The organism is Pseudomonas sp. S2_B07 (assembly GCF_054668435.1).
Genome location: NZ_CP162769.1, coordinates 6,084,286 through 6,106,209, shown reverse-complemented (window position 1 = coordinate 6,106,209; position 21,924 = coordinate 6,084,286). Strand labels below are relative to the sequence as shown.

The 21,924-nt window shown below is 62.2% G+C and carries 20 protein-coding genes; 15 read left to right on the top strand and 5 right to left on the bottom strand.

Going from position 1 to position 21,924, the window contains the following annotated elements:
* Positions 1-71 precede the first annotated feature (71 nt).
* The 14 genes from AB4N43_RS28060 to AB4N43_RS27995 all read left to right on the top strand — a co-directional run bounded on the left by AB4N43_RS28060 (position 72) and on the right by AB4N43_RS27995 (position 14,616).
* Positions 72-1,004, top strand: coding sequence for a 4-hydroxyproline epimerase (locus AB4N43_RS28060; protein WP_027924782.1), 933 nt, complete (start codon positions 72-74; stop codon positions 1,002-1,004).
* Entirely contained in the window at positions 1,001-2,116 is a 1,116-nt protein-coding gene (locus AB4N43_RS28055) for an NAD(P)/FAD-dependent oxidoreductase (RefSeq protein WP_460152405.1), read from the top strand. Before AB4N43_RS28060 ends, AB4N43_RS28055 begins: the two co-directional genes overlap by 4 nt.
* Complete coding sequence (locus AB4N43_RS28050) at positions 2,109-2,345, top strand: (2Fe-2S)-binding protein (protein ID WP_027924784.1); 237 nt, start codon at positions 2,109-2,111, stop codon at positions 2,343-2,345. Before AB4N43_RS28055 ends, AB4N43_RS28050 begins: the two co-directional genes overlap by 8 nt.
* Positions 2,342-3,598: an FAD-dependent oxidoreductase gene (locus AB4N43_RS28045; RefSeq protein WP_460152403.1), complete on the top strand. Its 1,257-nt coding sequence runs from the start codon at positions 2,342-2,344 to the stop codon at positions 3,596-3,598. Before AB4N43_RS28050 ends, AB4N43_RS28045 begins: the two co-directional genes overlap by 4 nt.
* Positions 3,599-3,672: 74 nt before the next feature.
* Positions 3,673-4,422: an AraC family transcriptional regulator gene (locus tag AB4N43_RS28040; protein ID WP_027924786.1), complete on the top strand. Its 750-nt coding sequence runs from the start codon at positions 3,673-3,675 to the stop codon at positions 4,420-4,422.
* Positions 4,423-4,654: 232 nt separating this feature from the next.
* On the top strand, positions 4,655-5,473 hold the full coding sequence (locus AB4N43_RS28035) for an ABC transporter substrate-binding protein (protein WP_027924787.1): 819 nt from the start codon (positions 4,655-4,657) through the stop codon (positions 5,471-5,473).
* A 10-nt stretch (positions 5,474-5,483) separates the two neighbouring features.
* A complete protein-coding gene (gene lhpI / locus AB4N43_RS28030; protein WP_460152400.1) occupies positions 5,484-7,259 on the top strand; it encodes a cis-3-hydroxy-L-proline dehydratase in 1,776 nt (591 codons plus the stop codon).
* Complete coding sequence (locus tag AB4N43_RS28025; protein WP_027924789.1) at positions 7,252-7,917, top strand: amino acid ABC transporter permease; 666 nt, start codon at positions 7,252-7,254, stop codon at positions 7,915-7,917. The genes lhpI and AB4N43_RS28025 overlap by 8 nt, the downstream gene beginning before the upstream one ends.
* A gap of 10 nt (positions 7,918-7,927) precedes the next feature.
* The gene (locus AB4N43_RS28020) at positions 7,928-8,578 is read left to right on the top strand and encodes an amino acid ABC transporter permease (RefSeq protein WP_027924790.1); all 651 of its coding nucleotides are present in this window, start codon (positions 7,928-7,930) and stop codon (positions 8,576-8,578) included.
* Positions 8,571-9,293, top strand: a complete 723-nt coding sequence (locus AB4N43_RS28015) for an amino acid ABC transporter ATP-binding protein (protein ID WP_027924791.1) — start codon at positions 8,571-8,573, stop codon at positions 9,291-9,293. Before AB4N43_RS28020 ends, AB4N43_RS28015 begins: the two co-directional genes overlap by 8 nt.
* Positions 9,294-9,427: 134 nt before the next feature.
* Positions 9,428-10,456: a trans-3-hydroxy-L-proline dehydratase gene (locus AB4N43_RS28010; RefSeq protein ID WP_027924792.1), complete on the top strand. Its 1,029-nt coding sequence runs from the start codon at positions 9,428-9,430 to the stop codon at positions 10,454-10,456.
* 118 nt (positions 10,457-10,574) lie between these two features.
* A complete protein-coding gene (locus AB4N43_RS28005; RefSeq protein ID WP_027924793.1) occupies positions 10,575-11,492 on the top strand; it encodes a dihydrodipicolinate synthase family protein in 918 nt (305 codons plus the stop codon).
* 70 nt (positions 11,493-11,562) lie between these two features.
* Positions 11,563-12,960 carry a fosfomycin efflux MFS transporter AbaF gene (gene abaF, locus AB4N43_RS28000; RefSeq protein ID WP_460152397.1) on the top strand — a complete coding sequence of 466 codons (1,398 nt, stop codon included), beginning with the start codon at positions 11,563-11,565 and terminating at the stop codon, positions 12,958-12,960.
* 75 nt (positions 12,961-13,035) lie between these two features.
* Positions 13,036-14,616: an aldehyde dehydrogenase (NADP(+)) gene (locus AB4N43_RS27995; protein ID WP_027924795.1), complete on the top strand. Its 1,581-nt coding sequence runs from the start codon at positions 13,036-13,038 to the stop codon at positions 14,614-14,616.
* Between the two features lie 115 nt (positions 14,617-14,731).
* Here the strand turns inward: AB4N43_RS27995 and AB4N43_RS27990 are convergent, their stop codons facing one another.
* From AB4N43_RS27990 to AB4N43_RS27975, 4 genes are all read right to left on the bottom strand, one after another.
* Entirely contained in the window at positions 14,732-15,739 is a 1,008-nt protein-coding gene (locus tag AB4N43_RS27990; RefSeq protein WP_027924796.1) for an Ldh family oxidoreductase, read from the bottom strand.
* A 152-nt stretch (positions 15,740-15,891) separates the two neighbouring features.
* Positions 15,892-17,304: a purine-cytosine permease family protein gene (locus tag AB4N43_RS27985; protein WP_027924797.1), complete on the bottom strand. Its 1,413-nt coding sequence runs from the start codon at positions 17,302-17,304 to the stop codon at positions 15,892-15,894.
* Between the two features lie 109 nt (positions 17,305-17,413).
* The gene (locus AB4N43_RS27980; protein ID WP_027924798.1) at positions 17,414-19,261 is read right to left on the bottom strand and encodes an amidohydrolase; all 1,848 of its coding nucleotides are present in this window, start codon (positions 19,259-19,261) and stop codon (positions 17,414-17,416) included.
* 131 nt (positions 19,262-19,392) lie between these two features.
* Positions 19,393-20,406, bottom strand: a complete 1,014-nt coding sequence (locus tag AB4N43_RS27975; protein ID WP_027924799.1) for a helix-turn-helix transcriptional regulator — start codon at positions 20,404-20,406, stop codon at positions 19,393-19,395.
* A gap of 224 nt (positions 20,407-20,630) precedes the next feature.
* Here AB4N43_RS27975 and AB4N43_RS27970 point away from each other — a divergent pair, with 224 nt between their 5' ends.
* Entirely contained in the window at positions 20,631-20,903 is a 273-nt protein-coding gene (locus AB4N43_RS27970) for a DUF2790 domain-containing protein (RefSeq protein WP_059182654.1), read from the top strand.
* Between the two features lie 51 nt (positions 20,904-20,954).
* On the opposite strand, the gene AB4N43_RS27965 is transcribed toward AB4N43_RS27970, so the two are convergent.
* Positions 20,955-21,893, bottom strand: coding sequence for a LysR family transcriptional regulator (locus AB4N43_RS27965; RefSeq protein ID WP_027924801.1), 939 nt, complete (start codon positions 21,891-21,893; stop codon positions 20,955-20,957).
* Positions 21,894-21,924 lie beyond the last annotated feature (31 nt).

Sequence of the window (21,924 nt, the reverse complement as noted above, 5' to 3'; positions counted from 1 at the left end):
ATCCATCAAGCCGCCACCCGACCGCACGGGCCACTCTAGCGTTCACTCAACCGAATGGACGTGGCCCTCCCATGAAACACATCTCCGTCATCGACTCCCACACCGGCGGCGAACCGACGCGTCTGGTGACCGCCGGTTTTCCTGATCTGGGCCGCGGCAGCATGGCTGAACGGCGCAAAATCCTCGCTGAACAGCATGACCCATGGCGTGCAGCGTGCGTGCTCGAACCGCGCGGCAGTGATGTGTTGGTGGGCGCCCTGCTCTGCGAACCGGTTGACCCGAGCGCCTGTGCCGGGGTGATTTTCTTCAACAACAGCGGTTATCTGGGCATGTGCGGCCACGGCACCATCGGCCTGGTGGCCTCGCTCGCGCACATGGGCAAGATCGGGCCTGGCGTGCACAGCATCGAAACGCCGGTGGGCACGGTCCAGGCCACCCTGCACGACGACCACACGGTCAGCGTGCGCAATGTCCCCGCTTATCGTTATCGCAAGGACCTGACATTGCAGGTACCGGGGATCGGTCAGGTGACCGGCGATGTCGCCTGGGGCGGCAACTGGTTTTTCCTGATCGCCGACCATGGCCTGCGGGTGGCCGGTGACAACCTTGAGACGCTGACCGCGTACACCTACGCCGTACAGCAAGCGCTGGAAACCCAGGGTATTCGCGGTGAAGACGGCGGCCTGATCGACCATGTCGAGCTGTTCGCCGATGACGATCACGCCGACAGCCGTAACTTCGTACTCTGCCCCGGCAAGGCCTACGACCGTTCCCCGTGCGGCACCGGCACCAGCGCCAAACTGGCGTGCATGGCGGCGGATGACAAATTGCAGCCAGGGCAGATCTGGCGACAGGCCAGTGTGATTGGCAGCGAGTTCGAAGGCTCTTTCGAATGGCAAGGTGAGCGCATTATCCCGACCATCCGTGGCCGCGCCTTCATCAGTGCCGAAGCGCGCCTGATCATTGAACAGGACGATCCATTCGCCTGGGGCATTCGCCCATGATTGAGGGGCGTGTGGCCGATGTGATCGTCATCGGCGCCGGCATCATCGGCGCGGCGTGCGCCCAGGCGCTGGCGCGGCGTGGCTTGCAGGTGCTGGTGCTCGATGCCGGCCTGCACAACGCGACGGCGGCGGGCATGGGGCACTTGCTGGTGCTCGACGACAACCCGGCCGAACTGGCCTTGAGTGATTACTCCCTGCAACGTTGGCGCGAGCTCGGGCCGGGCTTGCCCAACGGTTGCGCTTACCGCAACAACGGCACGCTCTGGCTGGCCGCCAACGCCGAGGAAATGGCGGTGGCCCAGAGCAAATACCTGAACCTGCAGGCTCAGGGAATCGCCTGTGAACTGATCGGTGCCAGTGCCTTGCGCCAGCGTGAGCCGGAGCTGGCCGAGGGACTTGAAGGCGGACTGCTGATCAAGGGTGACGGCATACTCTATGCGCCGGCCACAGCCAACTGGATGCTCGACACCCCGAACATCCGCCAGCGCCGGGCATGCGTCGCGCAGGTCGATGGCCCTCGGGTACGCCTCGAGGACGGCCAGTGGTTGAGTGCCGACGCCGTGGTGCTGGCCAACGGTACGCAGGCCAATCAATTGTGCCCCGAGTTGCCCATCGAGCCGAAAAAAGGTCACTTGCTGATCACCGATCGCTACCCCGCTACCGTCACCCACACCCTGGTGGAACTGGGCTACGTCACCAGCGCGCACAATGCCAAAGGCCCGTCGGTGGCCTGCAATATTCAACCGCGTCCGACCGGGCAATTGTTCATTGGGGCCTCGCGGCAATTCGGCACGACAGACCCGCAAGTCGAAGGCTGGATGCTCGCGAAGATGCTCAAGCGTGCGGCCGGCTACATGCCGGGGCTGGCCCAACTGAATGGCATCCGCGCCTGGACCGGGTTTCGTGCCGCCAGCCCTGACGGTTTGCCGCTGGTGGGTCAGCACCCGCAACGTCAGGGCTTGTGGCTGGCGGTCGGGCATGAAGGACTGGGGGTGACCACCGCGCCCGGCACGGCGGATTTGCTGGTCGCGCAACTGTTCAACGAAACCCCGCCACTGGCCGCGCAACCTTATCTGCCGCAGCGATTCCTCGGAGAATCTGTGTATGCCTGAATTGATGCTCGACGGTCATGCCCTGACGGTCGCCGACGGTACCAGCGTCGCCGCAGCCCTGGCGCTAGGCGGCAATGGTTGCAGTCGCACCTCGGTCAGCGGACAACGCCGCGCACCGCTGTGCGGCATGGGCATTTGCCAGGAATGCCGGGTGACCATCGACGGTCGCCGCCGCCTCGCTTGCCAGACCCTTTGCCGTGACGGCATGCAGGTGGAGACACAGCCATGAATGAATACGCCGACCTGTTGATCATCGGTGCCGGCCCTGCCGGGATGGCCGCGGCATTGGCCGCGGCCCCCAGCGGCGCACGCATTGTCATGCTCGACGACAATCCGTTTGCAGGCGGGCAGATCTGGCGCGACGGCCCTCAAGCCAGCCTCCCCGCTCAGGCCCGTCAGTTGCGTGAGCGCTTGCAGTCCCACAGCAATATCCGCCATCACAGCGCAACCCGGGTGATCGCCAATCCCGGCCCGAAACAACTGCTGGTCGAAGACGACGAAAATGGCTGGCTGATCAGCTATGACAAATTGATCCTGTGCACCGGTGCCCGCGAGTTATTGCTGCCCTTCCCCGGCTGGACGTTGCCTGGGGTGACCGGGGCCGGAGGTTTGCAGGCACTGATCAAATCCGGACTGTCAGTGCGCGATGAACGCGTGGTGATCGCCGGGAGCGGGCCATTGTTATTGGCCAGTGCGGCGACTGCCACAAAACACGGAGCCTCGGTGCTGCGCATCGCCGAGCAGGCTTCATTAACGTCTGTCGTCGGTTTCGCTGCGCAGTTGCCACGCTGGCCAGCGAAATGGTTGCAATCGTTCAGCCTGTTCAACCGTCACTACCGTGCAGGCACTCATGTGCTGGCTGCGCTTGGCACCGACCGACTCGAAGGCGTGCGCCTGCAACAACAAGGCAAAGTCGTCGAGCTGGAATGTGATCGGCTGGCCTGTGGGTTCGGCCTGATCCCGAATATCCAGTTGGGTCAGGCATTGGGTTACGCCATCGAAGGACAGGCGTTGAAGGTGGATGCCTGGCAAGCCAGCACCCATGCCGATCATTACGCGGCAGGCGAATGCACCGGGTTCGGCGGCAGTGAACTGGCCCTGGCCGAAGGTGCGATTGCCGGGCACAGCGCCGTGGGTGAGGTTGAACAGGCCCGCCAATGGTGGCCACGCCGGGCACGCTGGCAGGGTTTCGCCAAGGCATTGAATCAGGCCTTCGCCCTCGACCCGCAACTCAAGTCCCTGGCCCGTCCCGACACCCTGGTCTGTCGCTGCGAAGACGTGCCCTACGCCGCACTGACCGAACACAGTGACTGGCGCGCGGCCAAACTCGCCAGCCGCTGCGGCATGGGCGCCTGTCAGGGGCGAGTGTGCGGCGCAGCGGTTGAGCACCTGTTTGGCTGGCAACCTTCGGCGGCGCGTCCACCGTACAGCCCGGCGCGGATCGAGACGCTGATGTGCCTGGACGACACGCCGCCCGCGTGATGAGTGAGACTGGGGTTTCGGTCATGCGACCGAGCCTCTATGATCCGGAGGTCGCCCTCGGACCTCCCAGCGCTATGTACCCCTCACTCACCACGTTCAAACCCTGCGATCTGCCGACGCTATTAAGCAACCTTCAGCCGATCGCGCCGCTGCTCGACACCTTGTCGGACGTGGTGTTTTTCATCAAGGATCTCGACGCCCGTTACGCCTTCGTCAACCAGACGCTGGCGCGGCGTTGCGGTTTTAAACACAGCGATCAATTGCTCGGGCTCACCGCCGACAAGGTGTTCCCGGAACACTTCGGGCCGCTGTACACCGAGCAGGATCGACGGGTGTTATCCAGCGGCCGGATGCTCGCCGACCAACTGGAACTGCACTTGTATTTCGGCAACCAGCCGATCTGGTGCCTGACCCACAAACTGGCCCTTCACGACGAACAGGGTCACATCGTCGGCCTCGCCGGCATCTCCCGGGATTTGCCAACGCCCCAGTCCACTCACCCGGCGTACGTGAAGCTCGCTGCCGTGGATGCGCATATCCGCAGCCACTTCGCGCGGCCCATCAGTCTCTCTGAATTGACGGCGATTGGCGGCTATTCCGTCGCGCAACTGGAGCGTCACTGCAAGCGGGTATTCCAGCTCACACCGCGGCAGATGATTCACAAGGCGCGCCTGGAAGAAGGTTCGCGGCTGTTACTGAGCACCGATTTGCCCATCACCGAAATCGCCCTGCGCTGCGGTTACACCGACCACAGTGCGTTCAGTCGGCAGTTCCGCGCACTGACCAGTTTGTCGCCGAGCCAGTACCGCGATAATCAGCGTTAAGCCCGTCACCGGTGTTCCCTAAAGGGGCGAACGCACCACCATTGCTCCCATCTGTAACACCAGCACGCAGAACGCCGGCGCGGGGTTGTGCCACTGCAAACCTTCTACTTCAAGGGCTGACGCTAAATTCACGGTTCTGACTGGAAATCGGCACGTTGATTGCTATTGTTAATATCGTATACGAAATCCTCAATACGATTTTTCAACAGCACTTCACACGAACGAGGCCTCTATGAAAAACCCCGCATTTGCCGTAGCCCTCAGCGCTGTTCTCAGTACCTCCTTTGTCGCCAGCGCCCAGGCGGACAAGCTCGACGACATCATCGGTTCGGGCAAGCTGCGCTGCGCCGTGACCCTGGACTTCCCGCCGATGGGTTTCCGCGATGCCGGTAACAACCCGGCCGGTTTCGATGTGGACTATTGCCGCGACCTGGCGAAGATCCTCGGGGTCGAGGCGGAAGTGGTCGAGACGCCGTTCCCGGACCGCATTCCGGCGCTGGTCTCCGGGCGGGCCGACGTGATTGTCGCCTCCACCTCCGACACCCTCGAACGGGCCAAGACCGTCGGCCTCACCGTGCCTTACTTCGCGTTCCAGATGGTGGTGCTGACCCGCGACGACACCGGCATCAACGGCTTTGACGACCTCAAAGGCAAACCCGTCGGTAACACCAGCGGCACCTATGAAGCCATCGCCCTGGAGAAAGACGTGAAGAATTGGGGCACCGGCAGCTTCCGGGCCTACCAGTCGCAGAACGACACCCTGCTGGCCGTCGCCCAAGGCCACATCGACGCGACCGTGGTCACCAACACCGTCGCTGCCGCCACCCTCAAATCGGGGAAATACAAAAACCTGAAAGTCGCCGGTAACGCGCCGTACGTCATCGACTACGTGTCCCTCGGCGCCAAGCGCAACGAGTATGGCCTGCTCAACTACCTCAACCTGTTCGTCAACCAACAGGTGCGCACCGGGCGTTACAAAGAACTGTTCGTCAAATGGGTCGGCACCGATATCTCGCCAGCCAACCTGACCGTGCCACAGGTCTACTACTAAGGTGTCCGGCATGCCTAGGTCTGTTTCTCTGACCGGTCGCAGCCTGGTCGAGGGCGCCGCTCAAGGCGCCCTGTTGTTCGCCGATGTCGGGTTGAGTTTCTGGGGCGGCGTTGATTCCGCCAGTGGCGAGGTCATCGATCGCCACCACCCGCTCAGCGGTGAGTTCCTGGCCGGGTGTGTGCTGGCGATTCCCAGCGGACGCGGCTCTTGCACCGGCAGCAGTGTGTTGATGGAACTGATCAGCAACGGCCATGCACCGGCGGCACTGGTGCTGGCCGAACCGGATGAGATCCTGACCCTGGGCGTGCTGGTCGCGCAGACCATTTTTGCCCGTTCCCTGCCGGTGCTGTGCATCGGCCGGGAGGCCTTCGCGACGTTGCGCGATCACCCTTTCGCCAGGGTGGATGGCGACACGCTGAACCTGTTCGAACACCTGCCCGGCGATGCCTGGCAGGCACTCGAAAAACCGTTGCCCACCGACAGCCGTGCTTCAATCGAACTCACCGGGTTTGATCAGGCATTGCTCGACGGCCAGCACGGTCAAGCCGCGCAAATGGCCATGCACATCGTGCTGCGCATGGCCGAGCTGCAAGGGGCGCGAAGCCTGGTGGATGTCACCCAGGCGCACATCGATGGCTGCATCTACACCGGACCTGCAAGCCTGCGCTTTGCCCAACAGTTGGTGGAATGGGGAGCCAAAGTGCGGGTGCCGACCACCCTCAATTCGATTTCCGTGGACCAGCGCCGCTGGCGTGAATTGGGCATCGACCCGGCCCTCGGCGAGCCGGCCAGTGCCTTGGGCGATGCCTATATGGAAATGGGCGCACAACTGAGTTACACCTGCGCGCCCTACCTGCTCGACAGTGCGCCCAAGGCCGGCGAGCAGATTGTCTGGGCCGAATCGAATGCCGTGGTGTACGCCAACAGTGTGCTCGGTGCGCGCACCCTGAAGTACCCGGACTACCTCGACATTTGCATCGCCCTCACCGGCCGTGCCCCGCTGATCGGCTGTCACCTGGACGCGCAACGCAAGGCGCGGTTGCAGATCGAGTTGCCGGTACTCGGTGAGCTGGACGATGCGTTTTACCCGTTGCTCGGTTATCACATCGGTGCGCTGGCCGGCAGCCGCGTGCCGTTGGTGCTGGGTCTGGAAAATCGCCAGCCGAGCCTGGACGATCTCAAAGCCTTTGGTGCCGCATTTGCCACCACCTCGGCGGCGCCGCTGTTTCATATCGCCGGGGTTACACCGGAGGCGATTGACCCTTTACAGGTGCTGGAAGCAGATGCGTCGATCCCCGTGGAAAAAATCCGCCTGAAAGACCTGCTGGTGAGTTGGCGCGAGCTCAACAGTGCCCTCAATCACCACGTGGATGTGGTGTCGCTGGGCAACCCGCATTTTTCCCTCAGCGAGTTCGCGCATCTGGCGCGGCTGTGCCGAGGTCGGCACAAACACCCGGACGTCGTCCTCGCCATCACCTGCGGCCGAGCGGTACTGGAGCAGGCCCGCGAGGCCGGACATATCCCGGTGATCGAGGCCTTCGGCGCCACGCTGGTCACCGACACCTGCTGGTGCATGCTCGGCGAGCCGGTGATTCCACCCGCCGCCACCACGCTGATGACCAACTCGGGCAAGTACGCCCACTACGCACCCGGACTGGTGGGCCGCAAGGTGCATTTCGCCAGCCTTGCCGAGTGTGTCGATACCGCGTGCAACGCCATCGCCAGCGCACGCCTGCCGGCCTGGCTGCAACCCGCCGCCCAACTGGAGAGCCCTGCGCATGTTTGACTACACCTTTCAATGGCGCTCTGCCCTGCGCGCCTTGCCGGACATGCTCGCCGGTGCCGTGGTCACGTTTGAGACCGCGGCCCTGTCGATGATCTTCGGCGTGCTCATCGCCCTGGCCCTGACGGTCATGCGCGAAAGCAAACAGCCACTGCTGCGCGGCATCGGCAACGGCTGGGTATCGATTGCCCGCAACACGCCGTCGTTGTTCCAGATCTACATCCTGTACTTCGGCCTTGGCTCGCTGGGCATGCACGTCAGTTCATGGCTCGCGCTGCTGGCCGGGATCACGTTCAACAACGCCGGCTACCTCGCGGAAAACTTTCGCGGCGGGCTCAAGGCCGTGCCGCAAACCCAAGTGCGCGCGGCACGGTCACTGGGCATGAGCGCCTTTCAGACCTATCGCATGATCATCGTCCCGCAGCTGCTGCGCATCGTGTTCTACCCGCTGACCAACCAAATGGTCTGGGCGGTGCTGATGACGTCGCTGGGGGTGATCGTCGGGCTGAACAATGACCTGACCGGGGTGACCCAGGACTACAACGTCAAAACATTCCGCACCTTCGAATACTTCGCGATTGCGGCGGTGCTGTATTACGCGATTGCCAAGACGATCGTCGCGACGGCCCGGCTGATGGCCTGGCGGTTGTTCCGTTACTGAGGAGCTGTCCATGTTTGCCACCGGTTTTTCCTCGAATGACCTGATGTTCCTGCTCAATGGCGCCTGGGTCACGCTGCAATTGACGTTCTGGTCGATCATCCTCGGCTCCATCGCCGGGCTGCTGTTCGGCTTGTTGCGGGCGTTGTTGCCACGGGCCAGTTTGCCGCTGGCCTGGGTGCTGGACGTGTTTCGCAGCGTGCCGTTGTTGATCCAGTTCGTGCTGTTCAACTCACTCAAAAGCATCGTCGGCCTGAACATCAGCGCCTTCAGCGTCGGCTGCATCGTGCTCGGCGTGTACACCGCCGCGTACTTCACCGAGATCGTGCGTGGCGGCGTGCTGGCGGTGCCCTTCACGGTACGCCGGGCCAGTCGTTCACTGGGCCTGAGTTTCTTGCAGGACCTGCGCTGGATCGTCCTGCCGATGGCCACGCGCGTCGCCTTCCCCGGCTGGCTGAACCTGGTGCTGGGGGTGATGAAAGACACCGCGCTGGTGATGTGGATCGGCATCGTCGAACTGCTGCGCGCCTCACAAACCATCGTCACCCGCATTCAGGAACCGTTGCTGGTGCTGTGCATCGCGGGCCTTATCTACTACGTCATGAGCCTGGTGGTTGCTCGCCTCGGCGCTCGTCTGGAAAGAAGGTGGCAGGAAAATGATTGAGATCGACAACGTACACAAATCGTTCGGCAACCTCGAAGTGGTCAAGGGCGTGAACCTGACCGTGAACAAGGGTGAGGTGGTGTCGATCATCGGCGGCTCCGGCTCCGGCAAATCCACGCTGCTGATGTGCATCAACGGCCTGGAGCCGATCCAGAAAGGCAACATCCGCGTGGACGGTGTCGAGGTTCATGACAGCGCCACCGACCTCAACCGTCTGCGGCAGAAGATCGGCATCGTGTTCCAGCAATGGAATGCCTTTCCGCACCTGACGGTGCTGGAAAACGTCATGTTGGCGCCGCGCAAAGTGCTGGGCAAAAGCAAGGCTGAAGCCGAGGAACTGGCGGTGCAACAACTGACCCATGTCGGCCTGGGCGACAAGCTCAAGACCTTCCCCGGCAAGCTCTCCGGCGGTCAACAGCAACGCATGGCCATCGCCCGCGCGCTGGCGATGTCGCCGGACTACATGCTGTTCGACGAAGCCACCTCCGCCCTCGACCCGCAACTGGTGGGCGAAGTGCTGGACACCATGCGCATGCTCGCCGAAGACGGCATGACCATGGTGCTGGTGACCCATGAGATTCGCTTTGCCCGCGATGTGTCCGACCGGGTGGCGTTCTTTCGCAATGGGCTGGTGCATGAGATTGGGTCGCCGGATCAGGTGATTGGCAATCCGGTGCATGCGGAGACGGCGGCGTTTCTTAAATCGGTGAAATAGCGGATGGCCCCATCGCTGGCAAGCCCGCTCGCACAGGGTTTGGTGGTGTCCGCAAAGTGGGTGACCAACACAGATACCTGTGGGAGCGGGCTTGCCCGCGATGGGGCCCGAACAGACAAAACAAGGAGCAGGCAATGCGCTCATCAAAAGTCATTCATGTAGTCAGCTGCCACGCCGAAGGCGAAGTCGGTGACGTGATCGTCGGCGGCGTCGCCCCACCCCCCGGTGCCACCGTGTGGGAGCAATCACGCTGGATCGCCAAGGACGAAACCCTGCGCAATTTCGTGCTCAACGAACCGCGCGGCGGCGTGTTTCGCCACGTCAACCTGCTGGTGCCGGCCAAGGACCCGCGGGCGCAGATGGCCTGGATCATCATGGAACCGGCGGACACGCCACCGATGTCCGGTTCCAACTCACTGTGCGTGGCCACGGTGTTGCTCGACAGCGGCATCCTGCCGATGACCGAGCCGCAAACCCGGCTGGTGCTGGAAGCCCCCGGTGGGCTGATCGAGGCCGTCGCCGATTGCCGTGACGGCAAGGTTGAACGGGTGGAAATCAAAAACGTACCCTCCTTCGCCGACCGCCTGGACGCCTGGATTGAAGTCGAGGGCATCGGTTCATTGAAGGTCGATACCGCCTACGGTGGCGACAGTTTCGTAATCGCCGATGCCAAGGGGCTGGGCTTTTCCATCCGACCCGACGAGGCCGCCGATCTGGTCGCGGTCGGGCTGAAAATCACCCGCGCCGCCAACGAACAATTGGGCTTCGTGCATCCGCTGAATCCGGAGTGGTCGCATATTTCCTTCTGCCAGATCGCGGCGCCCATCGTCCATGAGAACGGCATTGCCACCGGCGCCAACGCGGTGGTGATTCAACCCGGCAAAATCGACCGTTCCCCTACCGGCACTGGCTGCTCGGCGCGCATGGCCGTGATGCACGCGAAGGGCTTGATGCAGGTGGGCGAACGGTTTATCGGTCGTTCGATCATCGGCTCCGAGTTCCACTGCCGCATTGATTCGCTGACCGAAGTGGCCGGCCGCGCGGCCATCTACCCCTGCATTTCCGGGCGGGCCTGGATCACCGGTACTCACCAATTGCTGCTCGATCCGAGCGATCCATGGCCGCAGGGCTATCGCTTGTCCGATACCTGGCCGGGGGCTTAATCCCAAACACCCGGACCAACGGCTACAAAATCCCCTGAAAAAACCGAAATAGCACTGGCCGAATCTTTTCATTTTAAATATCGTATACGAAATACAATTAACGACCCGGAGGCAACAAATGAGCAAGCGTATTAACTGGAGTGGCGTCTTCCCCGCGGTGACCACTCAATTCAACGATGACTTCACCATCAACCTGGACAAGACCCATCAGGTGATTTCCAACGTGATCCGCGATGGCGTGTCGGGCCTGGTGGTGTGTGGTTCGGTGGGTGAAAACACCTCGTTGACCGCCGAAGAAAAAATCGCCGTCACCGAAGTCGCGGTCGATGCCTCTCGCGGCCGGGTGCCGGTGATTTGTGGCGTGGCCGAATTCACCAGCGTGCAAGCGGCCAAAGTGGCCAACGCCGTGCGCAAGGTGGGCGTCGATGGCGTGATGCTGATGCCGGCGCTGGTCTACAGCTCCAAGCCGTTTGAAACCGCCGAGCACTACCGCTACGTGGCCAAGCATGCCGACGTACCGTTGATGGTCTACAACAACCCGCCGATCTACAAAAACGACGTCACCCCGGACATCCTGATTTCCCTGGCCGACTGCGACAACGTGGTGTGCTTCAAGGATTCCTCCGGCGACACCCGCCGTTTTATCGACGTGCGCAATGAAGTCGGCGACCGCTTCGTGTTGTTCGCGGGGCTCGACGACGTGGTGCTGGAAAGCATCGCCGTGGGCGCCGAAGGCTGGGTCTCGGGCATGTCCAACGTGTTCCCGAAAGAAGGTGAAACTATTTTCCGTCTGGCCAAGGCCGGGCGTTTTGCCGAAGCCATGCCGATCTACGAATGGCTGATGCCGATCCTGCACCTGGATGCCCGTGCCGACCTGGTGCAGTGCATCAAACTGTGTGAAGCCATTGCCGGTCGCGGCAGCGCGCTGACCCGTCCGCCACGCCTGGCCTTGCCGGACGAAGATCGCCTGTTCGTCGAACAGATCATGGCCAAAGCCCTGGCGAACCGTCCGCAGCTGCCGGACGTCGGTCTCTGAGTGAGTGCCGGGCGGGCCTTGGAGGCCCGGCCCGGCTGCCTGTTTTTGTGCCTCTACAGGAAACGTCAGCATGCCCAATCATCAAGACACTCAACGCGCAACCTCGCCCTCCGGACTCAAGCGCGTCGTGGCCGCCGCCATGGCCGGCACGGTCGCCGAGTGGTATGAATTCTTTCTCTACGGTACGGCCTCGGCCCTGGTCTTCGGCCAACTGTTCTTCCGCCAGACCGACAGCCCCGTCGACGGCATCATCGCCGCGTTCGCGCTGTACGCCGTGGGCTTTCTCGCCCGCCCGCTGGGGGGGCTGGTGTTCGGTCACTACGGTGACAAATTCGGCCGCAAGCGCCTGCTGCAACTGAGCCTGGTGGTGGTCGGCATCACCACGTTCCTGATGGGTTGCCTGCCCGGCTTCGATCAGATCGGGTACGCGGCACCGGTGTTGCTGGTGCTGTTGCGGCTGATTCAGGGTTTCGCCTTTGGTGGTGAGTGGGGCGGCGCGATTCTGTTGGTGTCCGAACACTGCCCGGACAATCGCCGGGGCTTCTGGGCCAGTTGGCCGCAAGCCGGTGTGCCAGCCGGGAATCTGGTCGCGACCGTCGCCCTGCTGCTGTTGTCGTCGAACCTGTCGGAGCAACAATTTCTCGCCTGGGGCTGGCGCGTGGCGTTCTGGTTCTCGGCGGTCGTGGTGTTGATCGGCTACTGGATTCGCACCAGCGTCGATGACGCACCGATCTTCAAGGAAGCCCAGGCGCGTCAGGCTCACACCAAGCAACAACAATTGGGCGTGGTGGAGGTGCTGCGTCACCACTGGCGTTCGGTGCTGGTGGGTATCGGCGCGCGCTTTGCCGAAAACATCCTCTACTACACCGTGGTGACGTTCTCGATCACCTACCTCAAGCTGGTGGTGCACAAGGACACTTCAGAGATTCTGTTTCTGATGTTCGGGGCTCACTTGCTGCACTTCTTCATGATCCCGTTGATGGGGTATCTGTCGGACATCGTCGGGCGCAAACCGGTGTATCTGGTCGGCGCGGTGCTTACGGCATTTTGGGGGTTCGTCGGCTTCCCGATGATGGACACCGGCAACAACTGGCTGATCATGGCGGCCATTACCCTGGGCCTGGCCATCGAGTCGATGACCTATGCCCCGTATTCGGCGCTGATGGCCGAGATGTTCCCGACGCACGTGCGCTATACCGCCCTTTCGCTGTGCTACCAGGTGGCGCCGATTTTCGCCGGTTCCCTCGCTCCGCTGATCGCGATCACGCTGCTCAACAAGTACCACAGCTCGACGCCCATCGCCTGGTACCTGGTCGGTGCCTCGCTGATCTCTGTCATTGCCGTGGGGCTGACCCGGGAAACCCGCGGCAAGTCGCTGCACGCGGTGGATGCCGAGTCCGCGGCGCGCATGGCTGCACTGGATAACGCCGCTCACGTTAGCCCGCGTCGAGGCGATTCGCTGGCGTGAATCCAAAACCTGTAGGCGCGTGGCTTGCCCGCGCCCACAGGGGATGTATTACCTTTTTGCCTGACAGGAGTTTTCATGCCCCAGATCCTCGGCCACAACTACATTGGCGGCACACGCAGTGCCGCCGGCAGCCTCACGTTACACAGCCATGACGCCAGCACCGGCGAGGCGCTGCCCTACGCTTTCGTGCAAGCCACCGAAGGCGAAGTGCACGCCGCCGCTGAGGCCGCTGCCGCTGCATTCCCGGTCTTTCGCACGATGCCAGCGGCACGCCGTGCGGATTTTCTCGAAGCCATCGCCGCACAACTGGATGCGCTGGATGATGAATTCGTCGCCCTGGTCACCCACGAAACCGCACTGCCTGGCGCACGGATACAGGGGGAACGCGCGCGCACCAGCGGCCAGATGCGCCTGTTCGCCCAAGTCCTGCGACGCGGTGATTTTTACGGCGCACGCATCGACCGCGCCTTGCCCGACCGTCAACCGCTTCCCCGTAGCGACCTGCGTCAGTACAAGATTGGCGTCGGCCCCGTGGCAGTGTTTGGTGCGAGCAACTTTCCGTTGGCGTTCTCCACCGCTGGCGGCGATACCGCAGCGGCCCTGGCCGCCGGTTGCCCGGTGGTGTTCAAGGCCCACAGCGGACACATGGCTACGGCCGAACAAGTGGCCGATGCAATCATCCGCGCCGCCGAACAGACCGGCATGCCCCAGGGTGTGTTCAATATGATCTACGGCGCGGGCGTGGGTGAAGCGCTGGTCAAGCATCCGGCGATCCAGGCCGTCGGGTTCACCGGTTCGCTCAACGGTGGCCGGGCGTTGTGTGACATGGCCGCCGCACGTCCACAGCCTATTCCGGTGTTTGCGGAAATGAGCAGCATCAATCCGGTCGTGGTGTTGCCCGAAGCCCTTGATGTTCGCGGCGAGAACATCGCCAATGAACTGGCCGCCTCTGTGGTGCTCGGCTGCGGCCAGTTCTGTACCAATCCGGGATTGGTCATCGGTATGCGCTCCGTGCAATTCAGCGCCTTCACTGAGACCCTGACTGCGCGGCTGGCTGAACAACCGGCGCAAACCATGCTCAACGCCGGCACCCTGCGCAGCTACGAAAAAGGTGTGCAGGCCTTGATTAATCACCCAGGCGTGACCCACCTGACCGACCATGAACAACACGGCAATCAGGCGCGCACGCATCTGTTCAAGGCCGACGTGAGTCTGTTGCTTGAAGGTGATCCGTTGCTACAGGAAGAAGTGTTCGGCCCGACCACCCTCCTCGTCGAAGTGGCCGACAAGGCCGAACTGCGCCAAGCGCTGAACAGCTTGCACGGTCAACTCACCGCCACCCTGATTGGCGAACCCCAGGACTTGCATGAACATGCAGAGTTGCTGGCGCTGCTGGAACAAAAGGTCGGCCGGGTGCTGTTCAATGGCTACCCCACCGGCGTCGAAGTGTGTGATGCGATGGTGCATGGCGGCCCCTACCCGGCCACCTCGGATGCCCGTGGCACCTCGGTCGGCAGCCTGGCCATCGAACGTTTCCTGCGCCCGGTGTGCTACCAGAACTGCCCGGACGCGCTGCTGCCCGCCCCACTGAAAAACGCCAACCCACTGGGCATCGCGCGGCTAATCGACGGCAACACCCACCGAAACCCGATCTGAAAAACACCCAAAACCTTGTTGGAGTGAGCCTGCTCGCGATAGCGCAGTGTCAGTCAACAGAGATGTGGGCTGTGCCGCCGCCATCGCGAGCAAGCTCGCTCCCACAGTTTTTGAATCAAGCCAGCAATGCCATGAGGTCGTTATACAACGCCTCGGGAATCTGCACGCCCTCCACCAGGCTACGCGCCCGCGCTTCGTATCGGCGTTGAGATGGCAAACGTGCGCCCTGCCCTTCAATCCCCTGGAACAACGCTTCGGCCCTGGCCAGATGCACCTCTGTCGAATCCCCCAAAAAGCGTCGTGGGTCCAGGGCAATGATCAGTTCCCCATGGTACGGCGACGATTTGCTGCCCGCATCGTAGGCCAGGGATTCGGCACTGGTCAGGTCGCCGATCAACGGCCCGGCAATCAGCTCCACCATGGCCGCCAGCGCCGAGCCCTTGTGCCCGCCGAATGTCAGCATCGCGCCGCTGTCGAGGACGACGTTGGCATCGGTGCTCGGTTGCCCCTGCGCGTCCACGCCCCAGCCCTCGGGAATCGCTTTGCCAGCACGACGATGCAGTTCGATGTCGCCACGGGCGATGGCGCTGGTGGCGAAGTCGAACACGAACGGATCCTGTCCCTGACGGGGCCAGCCGAAGGCAATGGGGTTGGTGCCGAACACCGGCAAGCGCCCACCGGCCGGTGCCACCCAGGCATGACTTGGATTACACGCCAGCGCCACCAGTCCGGCAGCAGTCAATTGCTCGATCTCCACCCACAGCGCCGAGAAATGCACACAGTGATTGATCGCCAACGCCGCAATCCCGTTGGCTCGGGTTTTCTCCGTCAGCAACGGCAAACCTGCCTGAAACGCCAACTGCGAAAAACCGCCACCGGCATCCACCCGCACAATCGAGGGCGCCTGGTTGATCACTTCGGGTTCAGCCGTGGCCGAGACTTTGCCGGCGCGCAGGGAGTTGACGCACCCCAGAACCCGGTACAAACCGTGGGAGGCACAGCCATCGCGCTCGCCGGCCGTCACCGTCGTCGCCACCGCACGCGCATGGGCCAGGTTAAAACCGTTGTGCAACAGGATCGATTCGGCCAACGCGTGGGCTTCGATCAGGGTCAGTCGGATCATGGTCATCTCCTTGAACAGACCGGTCAGGGTGGTCTATTCGAGGCGACAGGGCTTGATGGGTTTGCACGGAGGGAGTGACGAAATCAGCACAGGTGCTTCACCAAGTGCCCGCGACAGTGCAATGACGATCCCTGCACTGTCGCCCCTGTCGGTCAGGCCTTCGTGCTTCGTACCGCTGGCACAACCACCGCCGATTTCCTGGCCAGCAGGTAGTAAAGAACACCCGGCACCACCAGCCCGACGATCCAGGAAATATCCACGCCGCCCAGTTGCGAAACCATCGGCCCGGAGTAGAAATGCGTGTCGACAAACGGCAGCTGGATCAACACGCCGCTGACATACACGCTGATCCCCAACACGTTCCAGCGACCGTAACGCCCGGCCGGGTCGGACAAGGCCGGGATGTCATAGCGCTCCTTGTTGATGAAGTAGTAGTCCACCAGATTGATCGCGCTCCACGGGGTGAAGAACGTCAGCAAAAACAGGATGAAGTACTTGAAGGAGTTGAGGAACGAGTACTGGCCGACCAACGCGAGCGTGGTCGATGCCGCGACGATCAGCAGCACAAACAGCATGCGCTGGCGGCCGGTGATTTCCAGGCGACTGCGGAAACCGCTGATGATGGTGGCCACGCACATGAAGCTGCCATAGGCGTTAAGAGTGGACACGGTGACTTTGCCGAACACCACGCTCAGGTACAGCAGCGACGCCATCACCCCGGTACTGCCCAGGCCGACGATGGTCGCCACTTCGTGACCGCGAAAGTTGGCACCGGCCAGTGCGGCGGCAAACACCCCCAGCACCATGGATGCCTGGGCGCCGAGCACGGTCCCGAGGCCAACGGCGGTGAACGTTTTCCAGGACGACGTTTTGCTCGGCAGGTAACGCGAGTAGTCGGCCACGTACGGGCCAAACGCAATCTGCCAGGACGCCGACAGCGACACTGCCAACAGGAAAGTGCTCCAGCCAAAGTGGCGGTTTTCCAGGAGCAGGCCGATGTCGTTGAGGGTCATCAAGCGGGTAAACAGGTACGCGAAGGCGATGATGCCGAGCACGCTGGCCACACGCCCCACCAAGTGAATCACCCGATAGCCGAAGATCGTCAGGAACGTGATGCACGCGGCGAAAATCAGGATGCCGGTGCTGTCGCTGACGCTGATCAACTGGGCAATCGCCTGCCCCGACAACACCGCGCCGGTGGCGCTGAAACCGAGGTACATCAGGCACACCAGCACAATCGGGATCGCCGCGCCGTAGACCCCGAACTGCACACGGCTGGAGATCATCTGCGGCAGACCCAGTTTCGGGCCCTGGGCCGCGTGCAAGGCAACGACCGCACCGCCGAGCAACTGGCCGATCAGCAAGCCGATCAATGACCAGAACACATCCCCGCCCAACACCACGGCCAGCGCCCCGGTGACGATTGCGGTGATTTGCAGGTTGGCGCCGAGCCACAGGGTGAACTGGCTGTAGAGGCTGCCATGACGCTCGGCCTCGGGGATGAAATCGATCGAGCGGGTCTCAATCAGGGGACTTCGTTGCTGATTATCGTGGAGCTGAGTCATTATTTTTATTCTCTTCAAAGGTAGAAACCATGCCGAACAGTTCAGCCAGCTGCTACAGAATTGTGTTGAAGCTGAAATTGTTTAGCTGATCGGCATTAGTAGGCGTGGGTTATTTTTGTTGTTCGGTCATGGCCACTTGGCCTACGAACGGCGCCTTGGCCCACACGATCTTGCCCCCCACCACGGTCATCAACACGCTGTTGCGGGCCAACTCATCCTCGGGCACCTGCATGAAGTTTTTATCCAGCACGATCAGGTCCGCAAACTTGCCCACCTCGACCGAACCGACGACGTTCTCCAGCTTCAGTTGCTCGGCGGCGTTGACGGTGATGGTGCGCAGCACTTCGGCACGGGACAACGCAGGGTCGGCATTCAGGCGACCCGCGTATTGGGGGCCATAGCTGTGCGGATTGGTCGGATCACCGGAACGGGTGACACCGACTTTCAGTGCCAGGAACTCATCGAGCGGATCAACCGGCCAGTCGCTGCCATAGGCCACGCGACCACCCGCACGGGCGATGCTGCCCGAAGGCTCCATACGCGAAAATCGAGTAGGCCCGAGGTGATCGCTGGTGCCGTCAACGGTGGACGGTGCCTGCTGCGCCCACTGGAAGGACATGTTGGCGGTCACGTCGAGGGCCTTGAAGCGCCCATAGTCGGCGGGGTCCACGGACTCGTTGTGGGTGACGGTCGGGCGAAAGCCATTGCCGGGCAATTGTTGGCGCACGTATTCGATGCCGTCGAGTGAGTCACGCACGGCGCGGTCGCCGGTGGCGTGCAGGTGCGGATCGAGGCCGGCCTGCACCGCTTGCAACAGCAGCGGCTTGAGCACTTGCGGCGGGAAATACAGCTCACCGACGTTTTTACCCGGCGCCCATTTTGGTGCCTTCTCGGTGCCGGCGTTGCGCAGGTACGGCGTCAACATCGCACCGGTGTCCGCCGGGGCATTGATGATGCCATCCATGAACAATTTGACGTGACGCATGCTCACGCCGGGCGCGACTTTGGCTTCGCCCTGATCGTAGGTCGCGGCCATTGCCTTGGCCTCGGCGATGGTTTTCGCCGGGTCGGCTGCAGCGGCGGCCGGGTCCAGTTTGATCGCCAGCAAGGCCCGGGCGGTCAGTTCACCCGACTGCTGCAAGGTGGTGAAGGCTTTGCCGTTCTCCGGCCCCGACAAGGCATCGAAGAAACTGGTGATGCCTTGCTGGCGCATGGCGTCGAGCGCCGCGCGGGTCTGGTTGAGTTTTTCCGCGTCGGTGGCCGGCGGCACCACGGCGGCCATCGCGTCGGCCGCGCCGTCTTCGCAGATGCCGGTGAGGTTGCCGGCACTGTCGCGCACGTACTTGCCATCCCCGGGGTTGGCGGTGTTTTTGCTGATGCCGGCGACGGCCAGGCCGCGCGAGTTGGTCAGCACGGTGTGGAAATCGGTGGAGCGCACCTGAATCGGCCGGTCGGTCTTGAGGGCGTCCAGCGTCGATTTGTCCGGGTCGCCGTCGAGGCCGTCCATGCCCATCCGGTCCCAGCTGCCGACTTCGAGCCAGACATCAGGCCCCTTGCCCTTGTCGGCATCCAGGCACGCCTGAATGGTGGTCTGGAATTCCTTGCGCGTCATGGTCTGGTATTTCAGGTCGCATAACGTCATGGCGCGGCCGCCGTCACCGGGGTGCATGTGCGCATCGATGAAGCCCGGCATCAGCATGCGCCCCGCCAGATCGATCAATTGCGTTTGTTTGCCGATGTACGACGCCGCCCCTTCATCGTTGCCGACGTAGACGATCTTCCCGCCCGTGACGGCAATTGCCTGCTGCACCGAGTTCTGGCCATCGACGGTGTAGACATAGCCGTTGCGCATGACCATGTCTGCCGGGGTCGAACCCTGGGTCTGGCACCCCACCAGCGCCAGACCGGAAAATGCCGTGGTTGCCGCAATGGCGACAAAAAGCCTGGAGAATTTCAACTGCCTCACCTCTGTTTTTATAGTTTTGGAAGAGGCCCGAACAGCCTGCGCGCAAGCCCCTGATATGCAAGGCATACCCTAGCGTGCGCGGGCGTTGGATGGACCTCCACAAATGAGGAGGGGGCGGTGATTCAGAGGGCTTCGCGGCGGGTTGCCTGTGCAGACAAGACAGCGCCCAGCTCGACTTTGCTTTTCACGCCGAGCTGCAAATAGCAGTTGCGCAGATAAGTGCGCACCGTCGCAGGGCTCAAGCCCAGGATCTTGGCGATCTCTTTATACGAGTGACCGGCCGCGAACAGCATCGCCGCCGTCCGCTCCCGTGGCGCCAGCACCACGCCGCGTGACTGCGTTTCGAGGGACAGAATGACGTGCTTGCCATTCGGGCTGAGGGTCAGCGCACAACGGCCCAGACGCATGACGCTCGGCGCTTTTGGCAGTTGCGCGATCACTTGCGCCGGCAGCATCGAACCGCTCCACCCCGGCACCTCGCGCTGGATCGCCGCACACAGACTGGCGCCGACGTACAGCAGCGTGCCGTCCATGCGCGCTACGCCAAAGTCGCTGGCACCGTTACCGGTGTCGATGCGGATCATGTCCTGCACCTGGAAGCGCCACAGCTGCAACAGGTGATCGCAGAAGGCCGAAAACAATGCGGCCTCGCTGTCGTTGAACCCCGGCGCGTGTTCGCCGCGATACAGGCAGACAAAAAACATCAAACCGCTTTCGGGCAACTCGAAGGTGATGCAGATCACATGGTAGAGGTCATGACGGCGAGCGAACGCGTCGACCTCTACATGGGGATCGGTGTAGCCACTGTCACGCACCACTGCGCCGGGTTGACTCAAGGTGTCATGGGAGAACCGGTCGCTGCCTGCGCTCTTGTGCCATTCGGCGGCAAACGACTCGGGCAGGTCGATGCGCCCGTGCATCCAGCTTTTCGGCGCCACATGGGCATCCGACGTGGACATCTCGCCCCACCACGCCGACGCGAACGGCACCAATGAGCGAAAGGCTTGCAGCCCGTCTTCGATGAATTGCGAAGCGCCGCGCTCCCGAGCCAGTCGCCCGAGGTGCAACACACACTGATTGAATGCCTTCAGCGTCGCCATCGACGGTGTGCCGCCGACCTCACTCCCCTCCTCCATCATCTTGATCCTGTAGGCTGCCTGGCATTTTTTTCGACCATGCCACAAGGCCAGCGATGGCGTCCACAAGCCCTGCATTCATGCGCAAAACAGCAACAGTGTTTGTCCTTCCGACCGCTGTTTGAGGCCGGGGCAAACCCCTAGCATCGTTCCTGCCCGGTGAGCATTTACCAACCGCTCACAAGGTAGAAAACCAACCCTCCTCAAACGATACGGTGAACGCCATGAAACTTTCGAAATTCGCGCTTCTGCTGACACTGGCCAGTCTCGGCGCCCCCGCCTTCGCTGACGATAGTTCTGCAAAGGCCGCAACGGCCAACAGCCCGGTTGAAACCTACACCTACGACACCCACCTCGACATCAAACGCGTCATCAGCGTGTCAGACGTCGGCGATGAGTGTGGCCCGGTACCGGCGCAAATGACCTACGAAGACTCCCGCGGTCAACAGCACGTCCTGCAATACCAAGTCATGGGCACCGGCTGTTCCAACGGTTGAATACCGTGCAGACGATGGAGGGTCGACACTCCATACCGGCGGCACCGGCGTTTACCTGTTTTTGCTTGAACCGACGATTTTCTCATCGGAGGCCAACAGGACCGGAATGTAATCCTTGAGAAAATCCACCCAGGTCTTGATTTTCGCATCGACGAATTTGCGTGACGGATAGATGGCGAACACATTCAGTTCTTCGAAACGATACTCAGGCAACACCCGCACCAAGGTCCCCGCTTTCAAACCTTCCACGGCAGACGCAATCGGTTGAATGCCGATGCCCATTCCGTTGCTGATCGCCACTGTCATCGCGTCGGCGGTGTTGACGTGAAACGGCGACATCGGTGTGCTCACCGTCTCCACGCCTTCGGGCCCTTCGAATACCCAGTTCTCCGCCGGCATCACAGTATTCACAATCCGCAGGCAATCATGTGCGCCCAGTGCAACCGGTGCGTGGGGAATTCCGCGTTTCTTCAAGTACGCGGGCGAAGCGCAAAGAATGCTGTAGGTAATGCCCAGCCGCTGCGCGACAAAGCCTGAATCGGGTAAGTCCCGCGCCAACACAATCGACATGTCATAGCCTTCTTCCAGCAAGTCCGGCAGCCGATTGGTCAGGGTCAAATCAAACATCACCGAAGGGTGCGTCTCTCTGTAGCGAGCGATGGCGTTGATCACGTAGTGATTGCCCACGGCGGACATCGCATGAATTTTCAGCCGACCCACGGGCCTGGTTTGCGCCGTCCCCGCTTCTTCATCGGCTTCGCGCATCTCCTCGATAATCTTCTCGCAGCGTTGCAAATAGCGCAGGCCCGCCTCGGTCAGGGCCAGACGTCGGGTCGTGCGGTTGATCAGGCGTGTTTGCAGCCGCGCCTCCAGGCTGGAAACCGCTTTGGACACGTTAGTGGTCGAGGTGTCCAGCATCGCCGCTGCGGCCGTGAAGCTGCCGCTCTGGGCCACGGCGATGAAACAACGCATGGTTTGGAAAACATCCATCGGTTTTGCCTCGGCGCACAATTGACCAGTC

Coding starts and splice junctions, on each gene's coding strand:
- AB4N43_RS28015 (WP_027924791.1), top strand. CDS start 8,571: ATGATTGAGATCGACAACGTACACAAATCGTTCGGCAACCTCGAAGTG.
- AB4N43_RS28005 (WP_027924793.1), top strand. CDS start 10,575: ATGAGCAAGCGTATTAACTGGAGTGGCGTCTTCCCCGCGGTGACCACT.
- AB4N43_RS27965 (WP_027924801.1), bottom strand. CDS start 21,893: ATGGATGTTTTCCAAACCATGCGTTGTTTCATCGCCGTGGCCCAGAGC.
- AB4N43_RS27985 (WP_027924797.1), bottom strand. CDS start 17,304: ATGACTCAGCTCCACGATAATCAGCAACGAAGTCCCCTGATTGAGACC.
- AB4N43_RS28035 (WP_027924787.1), top strand. CDS start 4,655: ATGAAAAACCCCGCATTTGCCGTAGCCCTCAGCGCTGTTCTCAGTACC.
- AB4N43_RS28040 (WP_027924786.1), top strand. CDS start 3,673: ATGTACCCCTCACTCACCACGTTCAAACCCTGCGATCTGCCGACGCTA.
- abaF (WP_460152397.1), top strand. CDS start 11,563: ATGCCCAATCATCAAGACACTCAACGCGCAACCTCGCCCTCCGGACTC.
- AB4N43_RS28010 (WP_027924792.1), top strand. CDS start 9,428: ATGCGCTCATCAAAAGTCATTCATGTAGTCAGCTGCCACGCCGAAGGC.
- AB4N43_RS28025 (WP_027924789.1), top strand. CDS start 7,252: ATGTTTGACTACACCTTTCAATGGCGCTCTGCCCTGCGCGCCTTGCCG.
- AB4N43_RS28045 (WP_460152403.1), top strand. CDS start 2,342: ATGAATGAATACGCCGACCTGTTGATCATCGGTGCCGGCCCTGCCGGG.
- AB4N43_RS28060 (WP_027924782.1), top strand. CDS start 72: ATGAAACACATCTCCGTCATCGACTCCCACACCGGCGGCGAACCGACG.
- AB4N43_RS28050 (WP_027924784.1), top strand. CDS start 2,109: ATGCCTGAATTGATGCTCGACGGTCATGCCCTGACGGTCGCCGACGGT.
- AB4N43_RS27970 (WP_059182654.1), top strand. CDS start 20,631: ATGAAACTTTCGAAATTCGCGCTTCTGCTGACACTGGCCAGTCTCGGC.
- AB4N43_RS28020 (WP_027924790.1), top strand. CDS start 7,928: ATGTTTGCCACCGGTTTTTCCTCGAATGACCTGATGTTCCTGCTCAAT.
- lhpI (WP_460152400.1), top strand. CDS start 5,484: ATGCCTAGGTCTGTTTCTCTGACCGGTCGCAGCCTGGTCGAGGGCGCC.
- AB4N43_RS28055 (WP_460152405.1), top strand. CDS start 1,001: ATGATTGAGGGGCGTGTGGCCGATGTGATCGTCATCGGCGCCGGCATC.
- AB4N43_RS27995 (WP_027924795.1), top strand. CDS start 13,036: ATGCCCCAGATCCTCGGCCACAACTACATTGGCGGCACACGCAGTGCC.
- AB4N43_RS27990 (WP_027924796.1), bottom strand. CDS start 15,739: ATGATCCGACTGACCCTGATCGAAGCCCACGCGTTGGCCGAATCGATC.
- AB4N43_RS27975 (WP_027924799.1), bottom strand. CDS start 20,406: ATGGAGGAGGGGAGTGAGGTCGGCGGCACACCGTCGATGGCGACGCTG.